This window comes from Candidatus Borkfalkia ceftriaxoniphila (assembly GCF_004134775.1).
Classification (GTDB): domain Bacteria; phylum Bacillota; class Clostridia; order Christensenellales; family Borkfalkiaceae; genus Borkfalkia; species Borkfalkia ceftriaxoniphila.
Map to the genome: position 1 here is coordinate 171,218 of NZ_SDOZ01000003.1, position 19,540 is coordinate 190,757.

The following is a 19,540-nucleotide window of genomic DNA, read 5'->3' on the forward strand; positions in this document are numbered from 1 at the left end:
TGTAAAAAATTGAAATATGAAAGTTTTATGAAATCTTCAATTTGGGGGCTGAATTTTTACCGCTCACGTGGCTATTAAGTGAGAGGTAATTTGACTTTAAACTGAAACAGGAGGAAGATATGACGACGGAAGAAATCAAGAAAGACTTAAAAACTATACGCGGGTATTATGCGGAAAGACCGGTTTTGGAAAGCGAATTTCAAATCGTTCCGCATAAAACGACAACTCTGGTACAGGCATATGCGGAGGCAATCTATGACGCCCCGCTCGATTTGTACAGGGTGTATTTCGCCTTATACGTCAAAGGTCTGACGCAGGAGGCTGCGGCGGAAGAACTCAACTACTGTACCGAGTATATCCGCATGAAAAACAAAAAACTTTTGGAGTATCTCCGAGAGAATATAACGAGGAGGAACGCGGCATGAGCAAGACCGTTACGGTCGTTATGGATTGATGTTACAAAAAAATCTATATAAAGGAGGTGATAACATTGGAAGAAATCGAGGTCAAGGACAACCCTTTGGGCATAAAAGTCTATGCCGTGGGGAGACCGGACATAGAGCATATGCCCGAGGAAGAGTTCGACCTCTTTGTTTCTTCTCTGGAATTGCGGGTGAGCGAATATTTTGAAAAGTTAAAAGAAAGCAAATAAGAAGCATACGGACGGCGAAGAATCGCGACGTCAAGCGGCAGCCGTAAGGATTCCGTATGCAGGAAAGAAAAAACAAAACAACCTCATCCGCCGAAGAAGAGATAAAGAGCAAAATTTTTATTTCATTCAAAGGAGGATAAACGCTATGCCGTATAGCAAAGTAAAAGTCTATTCGGATGGGAGCCACCGTATCGGGATACCTTACGAGCCGAACCCTCACGCGGGGAAACGTCGTAAAGTTCCCGAAGAGGTGATCACCGTCACGGAACCCGCCGAAGATGTTTCGGCAATGCCCGATGTGAATACCGTCGGGAACGAACCTGCCCAAACGGAACGAGAGGAAATCGCAACGGTTTCCAAACAAAAGCGTATGACACGCAAAGAGTTATTCGAGGAACTGTATCAAAAGAGCGCGGATATGAAAAAGCGGGAAAGAAAATCGTACGTGCAAAAAGAAATGCTGCCCTATTTCAAGGACAGCATCTCCTGCCGTGCGTTCGTGGAACATAACTTTAACAGAAAGCACAGGAATATGGTCTGCCGCAAAATGCGGCTGTGGAGAAAGATTAACCAGCAGACATTTAACTATTTTGTAACTTTTACGTTCGACGATAAGAAACATACGGAAGAAAGTTTTCAAAAGAAACTTATGCAGTGTTTACAGCATTTCAGTTCGAGAAAGGACTGGCTGTACATAGGCGCGTGGGAACGCGGAAAAGATACAAACCGTTTGCATTTTCACGGGATATTCTATATCCCCGAAGGAGCAATGTCGGGAGAGATGGAAGAAGTACGGGATTTCGATACCCGAAAGAGAAAAAAGCAGACGATTCGGCAGAATACGTTTTTTGCTGAGAGATTCGGGCGGAACGAGTTCCGTCCTATAAGCCATTCCTCGGATCTGCCGCAGATGGTGAGGTATCTTATGAAGTATATCGAGAAGTCGGGCGGCAAACTCATTTATTCGAGAGGACTGTACCGGTATTTCGTGACGGATATAATGGACGAGGATATCATCTGTCCTTACGGGGAAGAAGGAAAAAAGTTTATCCTTTTCGACGATTTCGGATGCTGGATGGGCGGAGAATACATAGGACAGCCGAGCAGCAGAGAGGTGATAGCGCGGTTGCCGAAAGTGACGTAGCGGAGAGCCAAAGCGGAAAAAAATCAAAGTATGGCGCGGCGAAAAATGCGCGCGGCCATCGCCAAGCGGTTCAGCGGCGATGCCGCGCGTTCGCCGCCGCTTTGATTTCCGTTTGCCCGCGTTGTTTCGTTTCGGGCGTGCGCTTGGCTTCGGCGCCCGCGAGCGCAGCGAGCGGGTGACGAGGCGGCGTCAGCCGCCTCGTCAGCGTAGCCGCCGACTTGTTTATAGCCAAGCGCACGTATTACTGCCATTTGATTTTTCCACTTTTTTCAGTTTTAATTTGTAAATCAAAGCCACCCCTTTCAGGGTGGCTTCAAAAATCGATATTCAATTATTACTTTGTCAGCAATTAGTATTATGTATTAAATCATTCTCATGGAACGTTTCCGTGTATATACTTCTATCCCTTCAATTATCGTACCGGAGAATTAAGGGGCGTTCTTTTTTTATTTTGCTCTTTTTTTCATGCATACGGTGAGTACCGCAGCTATTACGCATGATAAGAGCGCTCCGCCTACAAAAGATACGGTTAAAACAGAGCCGCAACCCGTTTTTTCCGCGACCGTTACTTTTACAGTAAAATCCGTACCTTTGTAGGTGATTTTGACGCTTTGTTCGCCCGCTGTCTTGGCGTCGTATCCGCTGATCGTAAACTCGGTGGTCGCCGCAGTTACAGCCTCGTCGGCTTTGCCGCTCGCAAACTTTTTGACGACTTTGATACTCGAAAGATCAAATTCTTCGCCATAGGCATATTCTGTCTTTTCGACGCTCAAATCCAAAGTTTCTTTATCGAGTACTTCAACTTCAAAACTCGTTTGTATCTGCTGGTTCAAAACTGCTTTGGAAACAGTTACCGTCTGCTTTCCGACCGTGTTCTTATCAAAGCCGGATACGGTCAGATCCGCAAGCGTCAAAGTCTCGCTCGTGCCGTCCATATAATTGAGTTTGAAACTGCCGCCCGCCAATTCATTGCCGTATTCCACGTCTGTCGGCGCAGTTTCCATTGTTATGCCCGTCGCGTATTTGGCTAGCTGAGCCCCTTTAATATAATATTTCATTCCGCTGATAACCGTTTCGCCATTTGAACGATCCCCGAAAGAAAAGACAGGGGTGTAACTCTCAGGCAACAACTCTTGATCTGTACATTCCGCAGCAATTTCCCCGTTCACGAGTACTTGCATACTCACTTTTTTACCGGTATATTCGATTTTTACCGTATAGGAACCACCCGATTCAATCGTCTTGATCTCGCCATTGAAAGGAAACTCCCCCAGCACTGTTTCCGCGTAATTCCCGACTTCATCCGCACGTTGAAAAAAATACGTAGTCGTACTGCCGCCTACAAAGTTTGCGCGTACATGATATTCGTATGTATCGATTCCGTTTTTGGCAAATACCAAATAAGGAACCGTCCAAACTCCTAACACTGCCGGCGCTATGGTCGCTTCCATGACAAACGTCAGTTCGTTCATGTTCTTTTCCGTACCGTCCGCCAACTTGATCTTTCCGTCGGTAATATAATCCATAAAGGTAGATGCATACACTCGGGAATCATCGCCGTAAAGCATCACTTCTCCGGTATCAGCATCGTAAAAATTTTTACCGAAATCGGTTCCTGCAAAATCGAGCAGATTTTGCGGTGCGGCTTCGCTTTCTTCCGCTACAGCGGGAAACGCCGCAAAGCAGGCGGCGGACAAAGCCAAGGTCAACATAAGAATCAGTATTTTTTTCATCTTTTCTTCCTCCTATAAATTTAGATGAATTTATTCCAGATCGTAAGCGCTGCGAATGCCGCGAGACAGAGCACAAAAGTCAAAACCGCAGAGCGTTTGAAACGAAAAGTGCCTTTCGCGGGCTGAAAGCGCACCGATCGGAACAGCCAATAAAGTACCGCCGCGAAAATGAGCGCCGCGGCTGCGCTGAAAAGTCCGTACAGTACAGATGTTTCTATGGATACAGCCGCATACGTCGAAAGCGGCAGTATCCAATAGGATGGAACGATCGTCTGTAAGCCTTCGAAAACAAAGGCGAAGATAAAGCAAAATCGCATTCTTTTCGTGCCGCAAAAAATCGCAGCACTACCGACGCCGAGTATAAACAGGCGAATTGCAATAAGCAAATCGTAACTGACGAACGCAGACAAGAGCGATGCAAATGCAATTCCCCATATCGTGCGACCGTATGCCTTTCTTCCCAAATAGCGAAATGCGTATTCGCGAAGGCCGGCGGCAAACACAGCGTTTACAACGAGCGACAAAAACAACTGCCACAGTGAGGGACGCGGGGGTATATACAGCGAAAGTCCGCCCGTCGCCGCCGCTCGGAAACCTTCTGCCGCATAAATTGAATACGTATAAAACAGCCAGGCAGTAAGCGCTGTCAGCGCCACCAACACAATATCACGTTTTCGTGCCTTTGGAGGCGTATAGGCAGAACGGGCGAATGCTTGCGAATATTTCTTTTCATGTAGTTTCAGAAACAACACAGGTACGCCGAACACCAAAAACGGCTGAAACAAATAGAGCAAAACGATAGATACCATTGAGGATGCAAACCGTGAAATAAGCAATGAATCAAAAAATCCGACAAGAATCATGTAAAAGACCGCTATATTGAACGCAGGTCTGCGCACGCGCAAGTTTATGTCAAACAGTCGTTCCACTCGATAAGCCCCTCAAATAATTTTTAATTTCCGCACGTCCCAAAGCGGCAAAATAGGTCGCTTTATTATTTACGGAAACGCGCATCTCTTCTCTCCCCGTGCGAAAAACCACGAGCGGTTTAAATTCGCTGAACGGTATTGACCGAAAGGCATCGTTTCCCTCAAACGTACAGTGTAAAATTACGGAATCCCCTTTGGCAAGCCGCACGCCGTCTCCAATTTGGAAATAGCGATTTTCATTGTCATAATAACCGAATTCCGCACGAATGCCTTCCAACGAAAAATCAAGCCCGGTAACAGTCACACTGCCGTCTCCCGCATTCGTTACTTTTACATTGTAACTTTGCAGTTCCTCGGCGCTCGCCGTAGCACCCGCAAACGTCAAAGCACTATTACAATCTCCAATGGATACGGTAACTCTTCCTATCGGGAAAATATTGTTCTTCTCTGTTCCCCGCATAACGGCGTAAGTAAACACAGTCTCGTCTTTCGGCAAATTATTTCTGTCCAGCACGCACACGAGACGATAACTCGTAAAGTACACATCCGAAAAAATAACTTGAATACTTGCATCCTTTAATGAATAATCTTTACCGTTTTCGTCCCTCAAAAGAATATCCTCGTATTCAAGGAATCTTTCTCCCCCCTTGACTTCGTAGACCTGCAAAGTAAAATATGGATTATAAGCACTGTCCGTCCACGCAGTATAATGTTCATGCCGCGCAAAATACACGCCCGCAGGCGGAAAAGAGTTCTTTTCCGCCGCAAACACGCATATCCCGCTCGTCACGAATATGACTGCAGCCAAAATCAAAGCGCCCGTGACAAGAATGTTTTTTTTCATATCGCACTACCGCATTTTTAAAACGTTCTCCGCATTTTCTTCGGACTTTAGTCCGTATAGAAACACTTCGCTCAATTTCGTACGCGCGTTGACCGACTCAAAGGTAAACGCCCCGCCTCGCACGACGCTATCGGTATATTCGAGTGCAGCCGTACCGGAAACTGTCGCTTCATTTCCCGCAAATACTCGTATATCTTTATCCTGCACGACAATCGTAAGCACCATGCTTCCGATTTCAAGAGAATCCGTCAGTTTCCGTGTAACGACTTTTTCACCTCCGATCGAAACGAACAGTTCTTTTGCGAGTGTCATTCCGAGCACTAAAGCATTGTCGCTGTCTTCTCCTTTTCCGACCGTACCTCCCAGTATAAATGCAAAATAGACATCATCCGCAGGTTTACTGCGCTGGAATTGCGTTAATTTGAAAGAAAGTATAAAGTCGGTAATCCCTTCGGAAACCAGGCTCATGGCTGCGTTAGGATTGTATATTTCACCATTGCCGGCGCTTATGTTTCCGAAGATAGGATAATTATCTGAATATGCCTGACATTGATAACTGCCGATCTGGAACGCCGCTTTACTGCCTATCCATTTCAAATTTCCGCCCGACGCCGCAAAATCTGTCACGGAAAATTCAACTTTCGCTTGAACACCGCTCATCACGGTGAGCACGTTCGCGTCGGAATAGACAATGAACAACCTGGTTGCCGCTGTCTTATCGAAATTTTGCAGCATCACTTCTCTGACGGCTATCCCGCCTTGCTGGAGAGCGAGTTTTCCGTTCGGATACAGCCTGACGGAACAGTTTTCCGAAGCGGCGCCGAACAGGAACTCTACGTATGCCGCGTCTGAATTGACTAATTGGAATTTTACCGTAAAATCGGCACGGAAATATTGCAACGACTGATTGGTAGAATATTCTGCCTTTTCGATATCTGCGTTCTTCTGCGTGACTCCGCCGTTTCCGATCTCCCAAGTGCCGCTTACCGCCTTATAGGAAACCAGCCCGTAATTACCGAAATTTACAGCATCGAAAGCAAGTTCGCCGTATCCTGCATGAGCGGACAAACTCTGTCCATCGTTGACAGCATCACCGAAACAAAAATATTCAAAGGATGCTTCCGACGTTCCGTCATTGACTACACCCGCGTACATATCCGAATAATTCGCAATCAAATGCGTGCCGATAGGGATAAATTCTTCCCCGCCGATCGCCTTGTAGCGAGCCGCCCAATTCACACCCGTGCGTTCAAGCTGAAAAATAAGTTCGCCGGCAACGTCATCTTTACTGCCCTGTACTTGAATGGTTCCCTCGTGGACATGCCCGAATACGATCTTTACAGTTCCTCCGAGATTGGCTCTGCCGGCAAACAGATAATCCGTTGCGTTTTGCCAGACAACAACGCCCATATGATCACCGTCTTTTTTCGGTGAGCCGCTCATCTGCGTCTTGACTGTAATATCGCGCATCGGTGCATGCGTCAAACGGTATACTCCGCTTTCCGCACTCTTTAACGTCAACTTTCCGTCCGCGACAACGGCTTTGGCCGTTTCGCCCGCCGTGAACATCATCGAGTCGCTCCCTTTTTCAAACTGCGTGCTCTTCTGGCTTTCCGCCGTTTTTGCCGTTACGTTCCGTACCGTACCCTCTCCGTAAAATCCGCATTGCCCCTCATAGGACATTTCTACATAGCATTCGCTCGACGCTTGTTTCCCGTTGCTCGTTTCCACGTAGAAGGTATTATCGTCGCTTCGGACTACGGATAGCGTTTCTCCTTTCGCCACCGTCAGCGTTGCGACCGTCTTCTCTGTCCCGCCCTTCGACTCTCGCGCTTTGACGGTTACCTTTGTTCCCTTGATCTCGGCTCCGTAATAAGCCCCGCCGCTCTCGTTGTCCGCCCGCATGAATGCGGTTATTTTTCCTTCGCTTTGCAAACTCAGTATTGCGTTACCGTAAATCGGCAGCGCCGCGCTGCGGTTTCCGCTCACCTGAAAACTGTTTTCGCCGATTTGTTTTACTTCTCCCTCACCGCCGCTCAACTGCCACTTTCCTGCCCAATTTTGCGATTTCTTGTTGCTCAGCAGTGCGCCGTACGGCATGATTTCAATTTTTACTTTGCCATCCTGTACGACGTAACTGTTTCCCGACAGAACGTCATGCAATTTTTCTCCGTTTTTCACTTCCAGCGAATGGACGTCGACCTCTACGCCGCTGCGCACTTTGCCTGCGGGATTTAAGACGGTCATTATAAACGTATCCTGATAGTTCCTCTGAAATTTCCATAAAAGGTTGTCAGAATCTACGCCTAAATCTCGTAAAACGCCATACTTGAACAAGCCTTCGTTTTCTGCCCGGAATTGTCCGAGCGCTTTATACAGATGAAAAATATCGTAGTTCCATGTACTGCGATCCCAGTTCATCGCATCGAAAAACGAATGATCGAATTGGCTGACCATGCCGATTTCTTCGCCGTAGTAAAGGGAAGGCGCACCCATATAGGTCATTAACAGGAGATGAACAGCCATAGCCTTTTCGACATTGCCCGACGTTTCATCTAAAAGGCGCATGGTATCGTGATCGGCCGATATCGTATAGAGTGAAAGGCCCGTCGCACGGGGCAGACGAACGACCGTTTCGTAACATTTCGCGCTCAGTGCCGCGAGCGATTCAGCCGTAATTTCCTTTGCCGAAAAACTTCTCACGCCCGCCAAAAACTCCTGGCTCCAATACGTATCCGCCGCATAGTCGGTATACATCGTTGATGCGGAAGCGTTTTCAATACACAGTAGCGAATCGGGCGCGACCTCTTTCATATACTTCCGCATATCTTGAATGATCTTCGTGCCGTTGGTATTCATGCCGCCGAACAGCACCGAAGAATCGAGCCTCCAACCGTCTATACCGAGCCGCAAATAATATTGCATGACCGAATCGGGAGAAGAATAAATGAGCTTTTGCGCCGCAACTTTGCCGAAATCAACGATGGGACCGAATTGGTTGGATTTAATATTTCCGTTCTCGTCCCGCATGAATACCGAATAATAAGGTGATGACTGTTCGGTCGCCGGCTTCGTATTCCACAAGTTTTCGCCGTTTACATACACCGATGCCTGCGTCAGGAAAGCAAACACGCCGTCGAGCATAAACCTCATATTATTTTCATGCAGTTTTTCCGTCAATAAAGTCAGCATCGGTTCACTGCCGAAAGTCGAGTCGAGATTTGCAAGATCCATCGCGCCGTAACCCGCGTTATGATTGGCGAGCCATATGGGGTTTATGTATAGTCCGTTTACATTGAGTTCCTTAAAATAATCGGTTTTTTGCAAAAGGCCGTTGAGATCGCCGCCGAAATAGTCCAATCCTCCGCTGTGTGTCAAACCCCAAATATTCTGATTGATCGATCCGCCGTACTTATCGGAAAAAGTTTCACCGTTGTAAAAACTGTCGGGCATGGCGGAATACCACAGCATGCCTTTGGACCAATCGGGCGTTGAAAAATTGATTTGCGCCAGAAAATCCGACGATAGCGAATCGGGAACGGAATCCCCTTTGTAGGTGTTCTCCGCATTATAGACAATGCTTTCCACATTGTTTTTTACGATAAAATGATAGCGGTAAGCACTCTTTTGCGGCGGAATCTCGCCTATATAATAGTCGTAATACCCGTTCACGTCCGCCCGTTCGTATTGCATGGAAACGTTCGTCCAGCGGCAATCGGCCGCGGGTTTATCGAGATCGCAAGTATACCGCAAAATCACTTCGGCGGCATTTCCTCGCAACAACCGCAGTCGCATAGTTACCGTGTCCGTGTCGGTCGGCTCGATATGCGATACGTACGGCGCGCCGATATCATGATATAACTCCGCCGTGGCGATAGGTTCATCGACACGTGAAGCATCTTTCCCCGAATCTCCTCCCTTCTGACAACTACCCAGTAACAGGCAACTGCAAAGGATTAAAAGAACAGAGAGGATCATAAGAAAAATATTTTTAGTTTTCGCTTGCATGATTATTCCCCCATCTGGTATCAAGAGAACGTACGATCGGTGAAGACCGCAGTATCCTTATAATTTTCTCCGAGACGGAGTCCGTATACCTTGAAATTCCGATATTCAAACTTTCCGTTTGCGGAAAACAGAGATACAAGTCCGCCGTGCGCGAAATCGCTCTCATATTCGAGCACAGGTTGACTTGCGAATGTATCGGAGTCACCGCCCGTATAATGGTCTGCAAACAGAAGGATCTTTCCTCCGGACACCACAAGTGTCAAAAAGACATTACTTTTGAAAGAACTGCCCAAATCGACAGACGCCAATTTTTCCCCGCCGTATTCGACAAATGCTTCCTGTTTGGAATTGATGCCGACAAAGAACGCACCGTTTTTGCCGCAGCCGACCGAACCGCCGAACACGAAACCGATCTCCGCTTTATTGAGAATATTCGTTTGCTGAATACTCTTGATATCCAATGTCGCTACGAATTCCGTCACCGCTGCCGTATCATGAGCGACCGTATATGCCTGAAACTGCATGGAAGCGATCTCGTATGCAACCCGAATTCCTTCGATAAAGATTGGTCCGCTCGTATATCCTTCCACTCTTTCAGAAAGCAGTAATTTCATTTCCGTACCGAAATAAACAGACAAAATACCACGATCGGTCATTATCGCCATAATACGGACGGGTTCATCGGGCAGGGTTCCTGCCTGTAACGTTCTTAATACAGCAGAACCTTTCAACAATTCGACCTTACCGCTCGGGAAAAGCCTAAGAGCGTGATCTGCACCGAAACGCAATGCGACATTTCCGTCTCCCTTATGAATCCTTACGGAATAATCTGCGCGGAATCCCTTGAAATTGCCTTGATTATTTTTTAACGCCGTGACTTCCGCAGTCTCATCGTTCTGTAAAAATCCGCCGTTGACCATTTGCCACGAGCCGCCTTCTATCTTATACTGAACGAGCGAGTACGATGCGGACTGTGAGGATGTTTGATTACAATCTCCGTACGAGGCGTGCGCGGAAACGCTTTGACCGTCTTCAACGGCATTACCGAAACAGAAATATTCAAAGACGGCCTCGGAAGAACCGTAATTGACAATTCCTGCGTTCATATCAGAGAAATTACAATATAAGCCTTCGGCCAACAAATTGAAATCTGTTTCTTCCGGCGTTTTATAGCGTGCGGTCCAATACGTACCCAAACGTTCAAGCTGTATAACGAGTTCTCCCTCGACGTCGTCTATCGATGCGAAAATCGTCGCCTGTCCGTTGATAGATTGCCCTAAAACCAACTTCACACTACCCGAAACATATGCACGCCCGGCAAAAATAAAATTGTTTTCGCTCTGCCCAACGGTCACCCCCATATAATCGCCGTCTTTTTTCGGAGAGCCGCTCATCTGCGTCTTGACTGTAATATCGCACATCGGTGCATGCGTCAAACGGTATACTCCGCTTTCCGCACTCTTTAACGTCAACTTTCCATCCGCGATAACGGCTTTGGCCGTTTCGCCCGCCGTGAACATCATCGAGTCGCTCCCTTTTTCAAACTGCGTGCTCTTCTGGCTTTCCGCCGTTTTTGCCGTTACGTTCCGTACCGTGCCCTCTCCGTAAAATCCGCATTGTCCCTCATAGGACATTTCTACGTAGCATTCGCTCGACGCTTGTTTCCCGTTACTCGTTTCCACGTAGAAGGTATTGACGTCGCTTCGGACTACGGATAGCGTTTCTCCTTTCGCCACCGTCAGCGTTGCGACCGTCTTCTCCGCTCCGCCTTTCGTCTCCCGCGCTTTGACGGTTACCTTTGTTCCCTCGATCTCGGCTCCGTAATAAGCCCCGCCGCTCTCGTTGTCCGCCCGCATGAATGCGGTTATTTTTCCTTCGCTTTGCAAACTCAGTATTGCGTTACCGTAAATCGGCAGCGCCGCGCTGCGGTTTCCGCTCACCTGAAAACTGTTTTCGCCGATTTGTTTTACTTCTCCCTCACCGCCGCTCAACTGCCACTTTCCTGCCCAATTTTGCGATTTCTTGTTGCTCAGCAGTGCGCCGTACGGCATGATTTCAATTTTTACTTTGCCATCCTGTACGACGTAACTGTTTCCCGACAGAACGTCATACAATTTTTCTCCGTTTTTCACTTCCAGCGAATGGACGTCGACCTCTACGCCGCTGCGCACTTTACCTGCGGGATTTAAGAGGACAAGAATATTCATACCTTGATAGCTTCTTTGATATTTCATCAGAAGATTGTTTTCATCCACGCCGAAACTGCGCAAGGTACCATACTTAAATAAGCCTTCGTTTTCCGCCCGGAATTGTCCGAGCGCCTTAATTTGATTAAAAATATCGTAGTTCCATGTACTGCGATCCCAGTTCATCCCTACGAAAAAACGATCGGCGTCGAGCGTACCCGTTTCCTCGCCGTAGAAAATCGTGGGCGACCCCATATACGTCATGACCATAAGATAAAGCGACTGCGCCTTGGCAACATCGCCGTCCATCAAGTACAGAATGCGATCCATATCGTGATTGGTAAGCATATTATAACTGGAATGCGCAACGGCACGAGGCAGCCCGAGCACCGCTTCATATAGATTGGACGAAAGCAAATTGATTGTGGATTTGTTCACCTTTCCGTCCATGAATGCCTCTATCGCTTTCAAAAAACGCTGATTCCAATATGTATCTGCCGCGTAATCCGTGTACATACCCGCTTCGTTGGCATTTTCCAAGCACAACAGTGAATCGGGCGCGACTTCCTTCATATATTTTCGCATATCCTGGATGATCTGCGTTCCGGAACGCCCGTCGGAAGCGACAAACAGTATCGCCGAATCCAACCTCCAACCGTCCACACCGCAGGCCGTTACATAGTACTGCATTATAGAATCGGGCGAGGAATAAATGAGTTTTTGCGCATCTTCGCTGGCAAAATCAACAACATAACCGAATTGGTTGGTAATGAGGTTTCCGCTGCCGTCACGCATGAATACGTTATAATAATCCGAATTCTTATCGCTCGCCGCCTTGCCTTCTGTGGGCCAAAGGGAAGAAGAATTGACGTATTTGGAATTTCCGACAAAGTAATTAAATACACCGTCAAACATCAGTCTGAGATTATTTTCGTGCAGAGAAGAAGACAGTTTTTTCAGCATCTGCTCATTTCCGAACGTGGAATCAATCAATGTACCGTCAAAAAATCCGTATCCCGCATTATGGTTGGCGAGCCAAACGGGATTGATAAAGAGAGCCGTACAGTTGAGTTCTTTAAAATAGTCTATTTTTTCATACAGACCTTGAAAATCGCCGCCGAAATAACCGAGCCCGCCCGAATGTACAGCGCCCCAAGGGGTGCCTGAAATCGCGCCGCCATACTTATCGTTGGTCGGATCGCCGTTATAGAAACTGTCGGGCATCGCAGAATACCAAAGCGCACCTTTTGACCAGTCCGGCGTGGAAAAATTCACCTGCAATAAAAAATCCTTGCTGAATCCATTAAAAGGATTTTGATATTCGCCGTTTGCATTTTTCTGCGCAACTTCCGCCTCGCGGCCCGCGTAATAAACAGTCTGCTTATTATTCCGAACGACAAAATGATAGCGGTAGGCCGATTTCTGTGCAGGGATCGTGCCGATAAAATAATCGTAATAGTCGTTGACGTCCGCTTTTTCGAAATCCATTTCCACGCGCTGCCACTCGGCAGTTTCGCCTGACGCAGACAAATCGGTCGTCCATTCCACCGCCACACTGACAGCGTTGCCGCGGCGAAGCCGCAGACGCACAGTCACGCTCTCGCTGTCCGTCGGTTCGAAATCGGACAAATAGATATCCCCTTGGTCGTGAAAAATGTCCTCTTTCACGATATCCTCGTTGATCAATGCGTCCGAACGGCCGTCATCCTTATTGCCCTTATCGCAACCGACAACGAGAAACACCGCGCAAACGAAAAGTACGCAAGAGAGAAGACAAAGCCAAAAGCTTTTTCCCGAAATCGAATGATTCAATAATGTTTCCTCCTTTAACCTTTTACCGCTCCCGCCGCTACGCCGTTCAAAAAATATTTTGAAAAGAACGAGTAAATCAGCAGGATAGGAATACTCATGATGACCAGCCCTGCACACAGTACGCCGTACATAGAATTATTCTGCGCCTGGAAATTGATGAGCGCAATGGGCAGAGTTTGCGCGGCCGCATTCGTAGGCAAAACGATGAACGGCCAAAAAAAGTCATTCCAGGTCGCCGTAAACGTAGTAATCGCGATATACGCTAAAACGGGTCTGATCAAATTCAAATCGATATAAAAAAACGTTTGCAGTATGCTCGCCCCGTCCAGGCTCGCCGCCTCGTGGAGATCGTTTGGAATATTCTTGATATATGTCACCCCTAAAAAGATACCCGTTCCGCCGACCGCAATCATCACGGGAAGCAGCAACGCCCACAGAGAGTCGATCAATCCGAATTCACGAATAAGTAAAAACAAGGGAATAGTCGTTACCTCACCGCTGATAAACATGGAAAACAGAGTAAGGTAAAAAAGTATATTCGAGCCCTTATATTTAAGTACTCCGATCGCAAAAATAGTGAGGGACGCCGTTGCGATCTGAAATACGACCGCAACGACCGCGACAATCAGACTGTTCACGGCATTGACGGAAAACCCGCCTTTCGTCCAAGCCTCCGAATAGTTTTCCGGATGTGCAAAAGAGATGGAAAAGGGAGATTTTATGAATTCCCCTCTCGTTTTGAACGAAGTGCTCACAACAAAGAGCATGGGGTACAGAATCGCGATCGTAATCAGCGTAATCGTGATTCCTAAAATTATGTTGACGATAAAGTTGATGCGCTTTTGGCGTTTTAAACTCGTCTCTTTTTCACTCATAACTTTTTTCTACCTTTGCCATCAGTTTATTTGTAATCACTGTGAATGCCCCTAAAATCACCGAAAGCATGAAAGACATCACGATCGCCCACCCCATACGGCTCTGTTTAAATGCGTATGTAAATATGATCAGCCCTACCGGTCGCGTCTGCGGCATAGAACCTCCTTCCAACATAAAAAACATATCAAAAGATTTCATACCGCCAACGAACGAAAGTACGAGATTCATTTTCGTCGATGAGATGGTAAGAGGAAAGATAAATCGCCATAAAATCATCCAACGGTTCGCACCGTCCAGCGTGGCCCCTTCCAAAACATCCTTAGAAACCGCATTCATATTGACGAAATACAAAACCATTGTAATGCCTACAAAGCGCCATGTATTGGCTATGATGATCGAAAAAAGCACCACGTCGGGATCGTTGAGCCAAAGTACCTGTTCCCACCCGAAGAGTTCCCAAAGTTTAAAAAGAAGCCCCACATCGTAGGAGTAAATAAAATTCCACATGACCGCTACGACTGCACTGGGCAGGACGCAGGGAATATACAAAAGCACTCTGTACACCGACTGCATCCCGCGCCCCATCGAGTAGAGAAGATAGGCGAGAAAAAATCCCAGTACCGTCTGTAATATGGTGGACAAAACGGAAAATTCAAAAGCTACCCATAGCCCGTTCCAGAAATCGCCGGAACTTTCCGAAAAAAGCCAGATATAGTTTCCAAAATCGTTCCACCGTACGTTTACGACGCTTGCACGGATACCTGTAAAACTTAAAATAAAGGAAAATACGATAGGATAAACGATGAGTACTCCTACACCGATCAATGCAGGAATGGACATCAAATATCCGCAAACATTGCGCTGTCTGCGAAAAGCCTTTGTGTTCAGCATAAAAGCGTCACCTTGCTTCGGGCATCGCAGCTTTACACCAATCCGAATAGCTTTCGATATTTGCGCTGCTGCGGGCATATGTACTGGGAATGATTTCTTTCGCAGGATTATTGTACATGAGGTTTTTCAGAGCTTTTTTCAACTGTTCATAGCGCTCCTCCATGATTTCCGCGCCCGTACCGTGTGAGTTGCTGCCGCTGGAATAATAGGAAATCTTATCTCCGATCGAATTGTAAGAGGAGGTCGTATTGTAATCGGGCACATAGTCGTACAGGGCGGTAAAGGTCATCGTTTCCACCATTTCTTGCTGTACCTCGTTTGCATACGTCACGTTTTTGTTCGCCATAATAGACAGGGTGGAATCGCTGAATATTTGCTGCGCTTCATCGCTCAAAAGATACTCAACGAACTTCTTGGCCGCAGATTTTTTTGTGGAGGAACTGGAAATGCAGAATCCGTCGTAACCGCCGTACGAATAGCCGTAGGTGCTGTCGTAGCCATCCAAAGAATTGAAAATTTCAGGAGCGGGCAACGTCATGACGCCGACTTCGAATTCCGCCTGCTCGGTAATTTCGTTGAGAAGATTGTTATTGAGCATCGCCATCAGACACTCCCCGTCGATAAACAACTTTTCGCTCGCGTCTTCTCCGCCTGCCAGCACCGCATCGCCGAACACGCCCTTCGAATTCCACAGGCGCAATTTATCCATGGCCGCTGCATAGGCATTCCAATCTGTTTCATCTTGGGAAATGCGCCCCGTCAGATAATTCTCGTCGGAACTCATGCCGGATAAAACATCGTAGTAGGCAAACAGCGCCTTCCACATGAACATGAACGTGCCGTTGGTGCCGTACGTTTTTAACGGCGTGACGCCGAGATCTGCCGCAAGGATATCCGATAAAAGCTGTTCAAACTCTTCGAGCGACTCGGGTTGTGCCCAGCCATATTCATTGAAAACCGTTTTATTGTAATAAATAACGAATCCCGTTGCACGGAACGGTACATTGTAATGCCCTTCCCCGATCTTTCCAAGTTCCCACGCCCGCTCGTTTTTAAAACGGGACATAAATGCTTCGTCGTTCATGAACTGCTCCGTCAGATCCGCCGCCATAAAATCCTCTCCTTCAATGAGTATTTCACGCATCTGATGTGACCAATAGGAAAATACATCCGGCATAGTACCGCCGAGCCACGCAGTATTGAGCGCGCTCATCATATTGTTATAATCGCTCGTAGAATATTCCACCTTGATGCTTGGATTTTCTTTCGTAAAGTTTTCTGCGATCTCGTCGAATGCCTCCGCACATTCGGGCCAATAGTGCATGACGCGAATAGTCACGGGTTCCGTCGGAGTAGGCGGATCGTCTTCTCCCCAGTCATCGTTAGGCGTGGAGCCGCCCTTGCACCCGACGAATGCAAAACAGGCGAAGCACATAGAAACCGCAATTGCGCAAGCAACAAGTTTCAGCCAGATTTTAGTTTGTTTCATCTTTTCTTCTCCTTTTCATTTTATTTATAAAAATGTATGACTACATTTCCGCCGCCAAAAGGGGTAAAGAAATACTTTTCGGTATAAGTATTTTCCCGAAGAGTGAAATCTATGACCTCGTCCTCAAACCCGCGTTTACCCATAAACGTACTCTGTCCCGTAAAATTCACTTCTCCCGAAACATGATGATGCGGACCTAAAAGATTGCGCAGTCCACTATAAAACATGACGGAAACTTTGTTTTGTCCTTCTATAACGAATTTCCGAATATCCAGTTCATCATGTACGGAAAACAAACATCCGACAACTCTGTCGTTGATTGCAACCTCGGCACATACCGCGTTCATGCAATCGACACTGAGTCCCGCAATCGAGGCATCGCCCGAGAAATAAAACGATTTTTGAAAATTTCCACTGTAAAAAAACAAACCTTGCTGTGTAAGTTCACGGGAAAAATCCACTTGAGGCAAAGCGTCCACGGTAAACTTGCCCTCGCATTGCAAAACGCCGCCCCGCGATGACGTCACAGAATCGGGATATACACCGAAACGACCGCACAAATAAACAGCCTCGATTTCCAGCTCATAGGAAAAGCGGTTGCGCTCGCTCTCGAACACTTTATCCGGATCGATTTTCGTACGGTTGGGTTCGAGTATATATTCCAATGTAAGTTCATTCATACCCTTTCTGAGTTCGCAATCAAACCCACGGATATCTCTGTCGAGAAAAGAAATATCGTCCAAACGGTACTTTTTGCCGTTCCATTCGATTGTTTGAACCTTTCCCTGTTCCAAAAACACGCGGATTTTTTGATCGATCTTTGAACAGACAGAGTAGCGTACCCGCAACGATTTGTTTGCTTGAAGCGTTTTACTGATTTCATAAATTTCGTTTTGTACGAAAAGCACGTATTTCGGTAAGGTAAACGCATTTCCGTCAATGCTGTACGCGCATTTGTCCAAAGCAAGTCGGTTTTCCTCGTCCCATTCAGCTGAAAAAGTATGCAGGACTTCGCTCTGGAACCTTATCGGTACATTTTCCCGTGCGCAGTTTCCGAATACAAAACCTCTGCTCTGCATGGGCTGTAAAAGCACGCGCGTTTCGCAAAAATCCTCGCCCGAACAGGCAACGGCGCAATCCCCCTGTAAAAATCTGCGCTCCCGAAAAGTGCCCGCACGGTCGGAAACCAATGTAAATTCTTTTGTGTCGGAAGCACTCTTGTTCGCCAAAAATACATGCGTCTCGCCGTCCTTTTCGCACACACGCATACGTACGTCTTTCAACAATCGTCCGTCATCGGACACGCAGTAGAAGTTTCTGCGATATCCGATAAATTGCAGAGCCTTACCCCAAAGTTCAGCACGGTTTTGAACGACGCCGCCGAAAGGAAGTTCGTTTTGTCGGCTGATAAGCTCCTCGAGCGTTTTACTTTTTTCATATTCGGCAAACCGAGGCGGCGCGGTGGTAAACAATATTCTTCCGCCATTTTTTTTGTATTCCAACAACAATTTAGCCGTAGAACCAAGTATGCTTTCCACGTGCGGCACGATGATCAACCCGAATTCGGAATTTCCGAAACACAGTCTCGTGCCCTTGATCCGAACGCGTCCCGAAAGCGCAAATTCGTCCGCCGTTTCAAAGTCTGTTTGCAAATCGCTGAGCGCTTCTATCAAGAGCCGATAAGCATTGCTGACGACGCGCGCGTTCTCCTCCGGTTCGCAAGCGGCATTTTCCAGAGCGCTGATCACCAGTATCTTATCGCGAAATTCTTTGCCCGAATTAAATTCATTCACTGCATGCATCCAATCGTTCAGATAATGCCATTGCGCAAACCATGGCTCCTGCCCGGAAAAGAATGCCGGATAATCTCTTTTGCGGTTACCGACGACCGAATAAGCAGAAAAGTGCAGACATGCGCTGTTGATCCCCGCCGCAGCCTGATAACCCCAAATCCAGGCAAATTGCGCGAAATTTGTATTCCAGCCGCTGCATCCGAACGTTTCGCTGATGACTCTCTCCAATCCCTCTTGGCTTTTAACGCTTCCCAACGTCTTTACCAATACATCGGAGCACAATCTCCTTCCGAGAAAATCGATACCGGGATAACGCATCGAGCGATATGCGAGATCGCAGGATCCCGCAATCTCGCCCTGGTACAGAAGTCCGTCCTCGGCGGGAAGGTGTCCCGTCAAAATCAAATGATTGCGGCGGCACCATTCGTCGAGTTGTTTTATGTATGATTCGATAAATAAGGGAAATAAAATTTTGATATAGCGAAGGCGGAACTTCTTATATTTTTTTCCTCCGCAAAGCACGCAAACCAAATCGTCTTCAAATTTTCTGCCGTAAGCGTTTTCGTATTTTTCCGAGAGCACGGGACTATAGGAGATATACCCGTCCATTTGCGGTTCATCCGTGAAAATGCCTTTGATGACCGTACCGAACAAATGTCCGAGTTTGTCCCTGTATTTTTCGTGCGTACAACGGATAAACGCGCGGCAGGCTTCCGGATTCAAAAGATCGACATAATGAAGATCGCTCTGCGCTGCAAAAAAGCAGTCTGCTCGCTCGGGGGTACAACTTTCCCATCCGTTATTCGTCCGGCGAAAACATGCCGCTATCCGCATACCCCTGCACGCCGCCAAAGACCGCTCAAGGCGGAGACGTTGAATACACAGCGAGGCATCGCTCGCCACCACCAAGCCGCCGGCAAACCCGCTCGGCCAACCGTCCTCATCGTACAGCCATACCTCCAAGCCCTGTTTCCCCGCTTCGTCGGCGGCGATCTCCACAGCAGAAAACCATTGTTCCGAAAGATACGGGGTTTTCAACCCACAGCGCGAGTGAATAAAAAAACCCGCTATTTTCTGCTGCGCAAAGCCCTGTATCTGGCGGCGAATCTCCCTTTCGTTGAGGACATTGTTCCATGCCCAAAAAACTTTATTCCCGTATATGTCCATCACATCCTCTCACCCT

Annotated in this window: 13 protein-coding genes; 3 read left to right on the forward strand and 10 right to left on the reverse strand. The window is 47.3% G+C overall.

From position 1 onward, the window contains the following. The first annotated feature begins 119 nt into the window (after positions 1-119). From ESZ91_RS09430 to ESZ91_RS09435, 3 genes are all read left to right on the forward strand, one after another. The gene (locus ESZ91_RS09430) at positions 120-425 is read left to right on the forward strand and encodes a hypothetical protein (protein ID WP_129222905.1); all 306 of its coding nucleotides are present in this window, start codon (positions 120-122) and stop codon (positions 423-425) included. A 65-nt stretch (positions 426-490) separates the two neighbouring features. Further along, positions 491-652 (forward strand): hypothetical protein, encoded by a 162-nt coding sequence (locus ESZ91_RS11605; protein WP_154071817.1) that lies wholly within the window; start codon positions 491-493, stop codon positions 650-652. 145 nt (positions 653-797) lie between these two features. Continuing rightward, the gene (locus ESZ91_RS09435; protein ID WP_129222903.1) at positions 798-1,796 is read left to right on the forward strand and encodes a rolling circle replication-associated protein; all 999 of its coding nucleotides are present in this window, start codon (positions 798-800) and stop codon (positions 1,794-1,796) included. A gap of 70 nt (positions 1,797-1,866) precedes the next feature. Here ESZ91_RS09435 and ESZ91_RS11610 read toward each other — a convergent pair whose 3' ends face one another. The 10 genes from ESZ91_RS11610 to ESZ91_RS09480 form a co-directional block, all read right to left on the reverse strand. Further along, entirely contained in the window at positions 1,867-2,028 is a 162-nt protein-coding gene (locus ESZ91_RS11610) for a hypothetical protein (RefSeq protein ID WP_154071816.1), read from the reverse strand. A gap of 214 nt (positions 2,029-2,242) precedes the next feature. Next, positions 2,243-3,529, reverse strand: a complete 1,287-nt coding sequence (locus ESZ91_RS09440; RefSeq protein ID WP_129226606.1) for a bacterial Ig-like domain-containing protein — start codon at positions 3,527-3,529, stop codon at positions 2,243-2,245. A 20-nt stretch (positions 3,530-3,549) separates the two neighbouring features. Further along, the gene (locus tag ESZ91_RS09445; RefSeq protein ID WP_161971126.1) at positions 3,550-4,188 is read right to left on the reverse strand and encodes a hypothetical protein; all 639 of its coding nucleotides are present in this window, start codon (positions 4,186-4,188) and stop codon (positions 3,550-3,552) included. A 253-nt stretch (positions 4,189-4,441) separates the two neighbouring features. Beyond that, complete coding sequence (locus tag ESZ91_RS09450; RefSeq protein WP_129226610.1) at positions 4,442-5,302, reverse strand: nucleoside phosphorylase-I family protein; 861 nt, start codon at positions 5,300-5,302, stop codon at positions 4,442-4,444. 6 nt (positions 5,303-5,308) lie between these two features. Further along, complete coding sequence (locus ESZ91_RS09455) at positions 5,309-9,310, reverse strand: alpha amylase N-terminal ig-like domain-containing protein (protein WP_129226612.1); 4,002 nt, start codon at positions 9,308-9,310, stop codon at positions 5,309-5,311. Between the two features lie 20 nt (positions 9,311-9,330). After that, the gene (locus ESZ91_RS09460) at positions 9,331-13,308 is read right to left on the reverse strand and encodes an alpha amylase N-terminal ig-like domain-containing protein (RefSeq protein WP_161971127.1); all 3,978 of its coding nucleotides are present in this window, start codon (positions 13,306-13,308) and stop codon (positions 9,331-9,333) included. Between the two features lie 14 nt (positions 13,309-13,322). After that, positions 13,323-14,183 carry a carbohydrate ABC transporter permease gene (locus ESZ91_RS09465; RefSeq protein ID WP_129226616.1) on the reverse strand — a complete coding sequence of 287 codons (861 nt, stop codon included), beginning with the start codon at positions 14,181-14,183 and terminating at the stop codon, positions 13,323-13,325. After that, positions 14,176-15,075 (reverse strand): carbohydrate ABC transporter permease, encoded by a 900-nt coding sequence (locus ESZ91_RS09470; protein WP_161971128.1) that lies wholly within the window; start codon positions 15,073-15,075, stop codon positions 14,176-14,178. Before ESZ91_RS09470 ends, ESZ91_RS09465 begins: the two co-directional genes overlap by 8 nt. Before the next feature lie 7 nt (positions 15,076-15,082). Beyond that, entirely contained in the window at positions 15,083-16,564 is a 1,482-nt protein-coding gene (locus ESZ91_RS09475; RefSeq protein WP_129226620.1) for an ABC transporter substrate-binding protein, read from the reverse strand. Between the two features lie 20 nt (positions 16,565-16,584). Further along, complete coding sequence (locus ESZ91_RS09480; RefSeq protein ID WP_129226622.1) at positions 16,585-19,524, reverse strand: hypothetical protein; 2,940 nt, start codon at positions 19,522-19,524, stop codon at positions 16,585-16,587. Positions 19,525-19,540: the final 16 nt, after the last annotated feature.

Bases quoted from the DNA above. Each gene is read 5' to 3' on its own strand.
- ESZ91_RS09430 (WP_129222905.1), top strand. From the start codon at position 120: ATGACGACGGAAGAAATCAAGAAAGACTTAAAAACTATACGCGGGTAT.
- ESZ91_RS09435 (WP_129222903.1), top strand. From the start codon at position 798: ATGCCGTATAGCAAAGTAAAAGTCTATTCGGATGGGAGCCACCGTATC.
- ESZ91_RS09440 (WP_129226606.1), bottom strand. From the start codon at position 3,529: ATGAAAAAAATACTGATTCTTATGTTGACCTTGGCTTTGTCCGCCGCC.
- ESZ91_RS09450 (WP_129226610.1), bottom strand. From the start codon at position 5,302: ATGAAAAAAAACATTCTTGTCACGGGCGCTTTGATTTTGGCTGCAGTC.
- ESZ91_RS09455 (WP_129226612.1), bottom strand. From the start codon at position 9,310: ATGCAAGCGAAAACTAAAAATATTTTTCTTATGATCCTCTCTGTTCTT.
- ESZ91_RS09465 (WP_129226616.1), bottom strand. From the start codon at position 14,183: ATGAGTGAAAAAGAGACGAGTTTAAAACGCCAAAAGCGCATCAACTTT.
- ESZ91_RS09470 (WP_161971128.1), bottom strand. From the start codon at position 15,075: ATGCTGAACACAAAGGCTTTTCGCAGACAGCGCAATGTTTGCGGATAT.
- ESZ91_RS09475 (WP_129226620.1), bottom strand. From the start codon at position 16,564: ATGAAACAAACTAAAATCTGGCTGAAACTTGTTGCTTGCGCAATTGCG.
- ESZ91_RS09480 (WP_129226622.1), bottom strand. From the start codon at position 19,524: ATGGACATATACGGGAATAAAGTTTTTTGGGCATGGAACAATGTCCTC.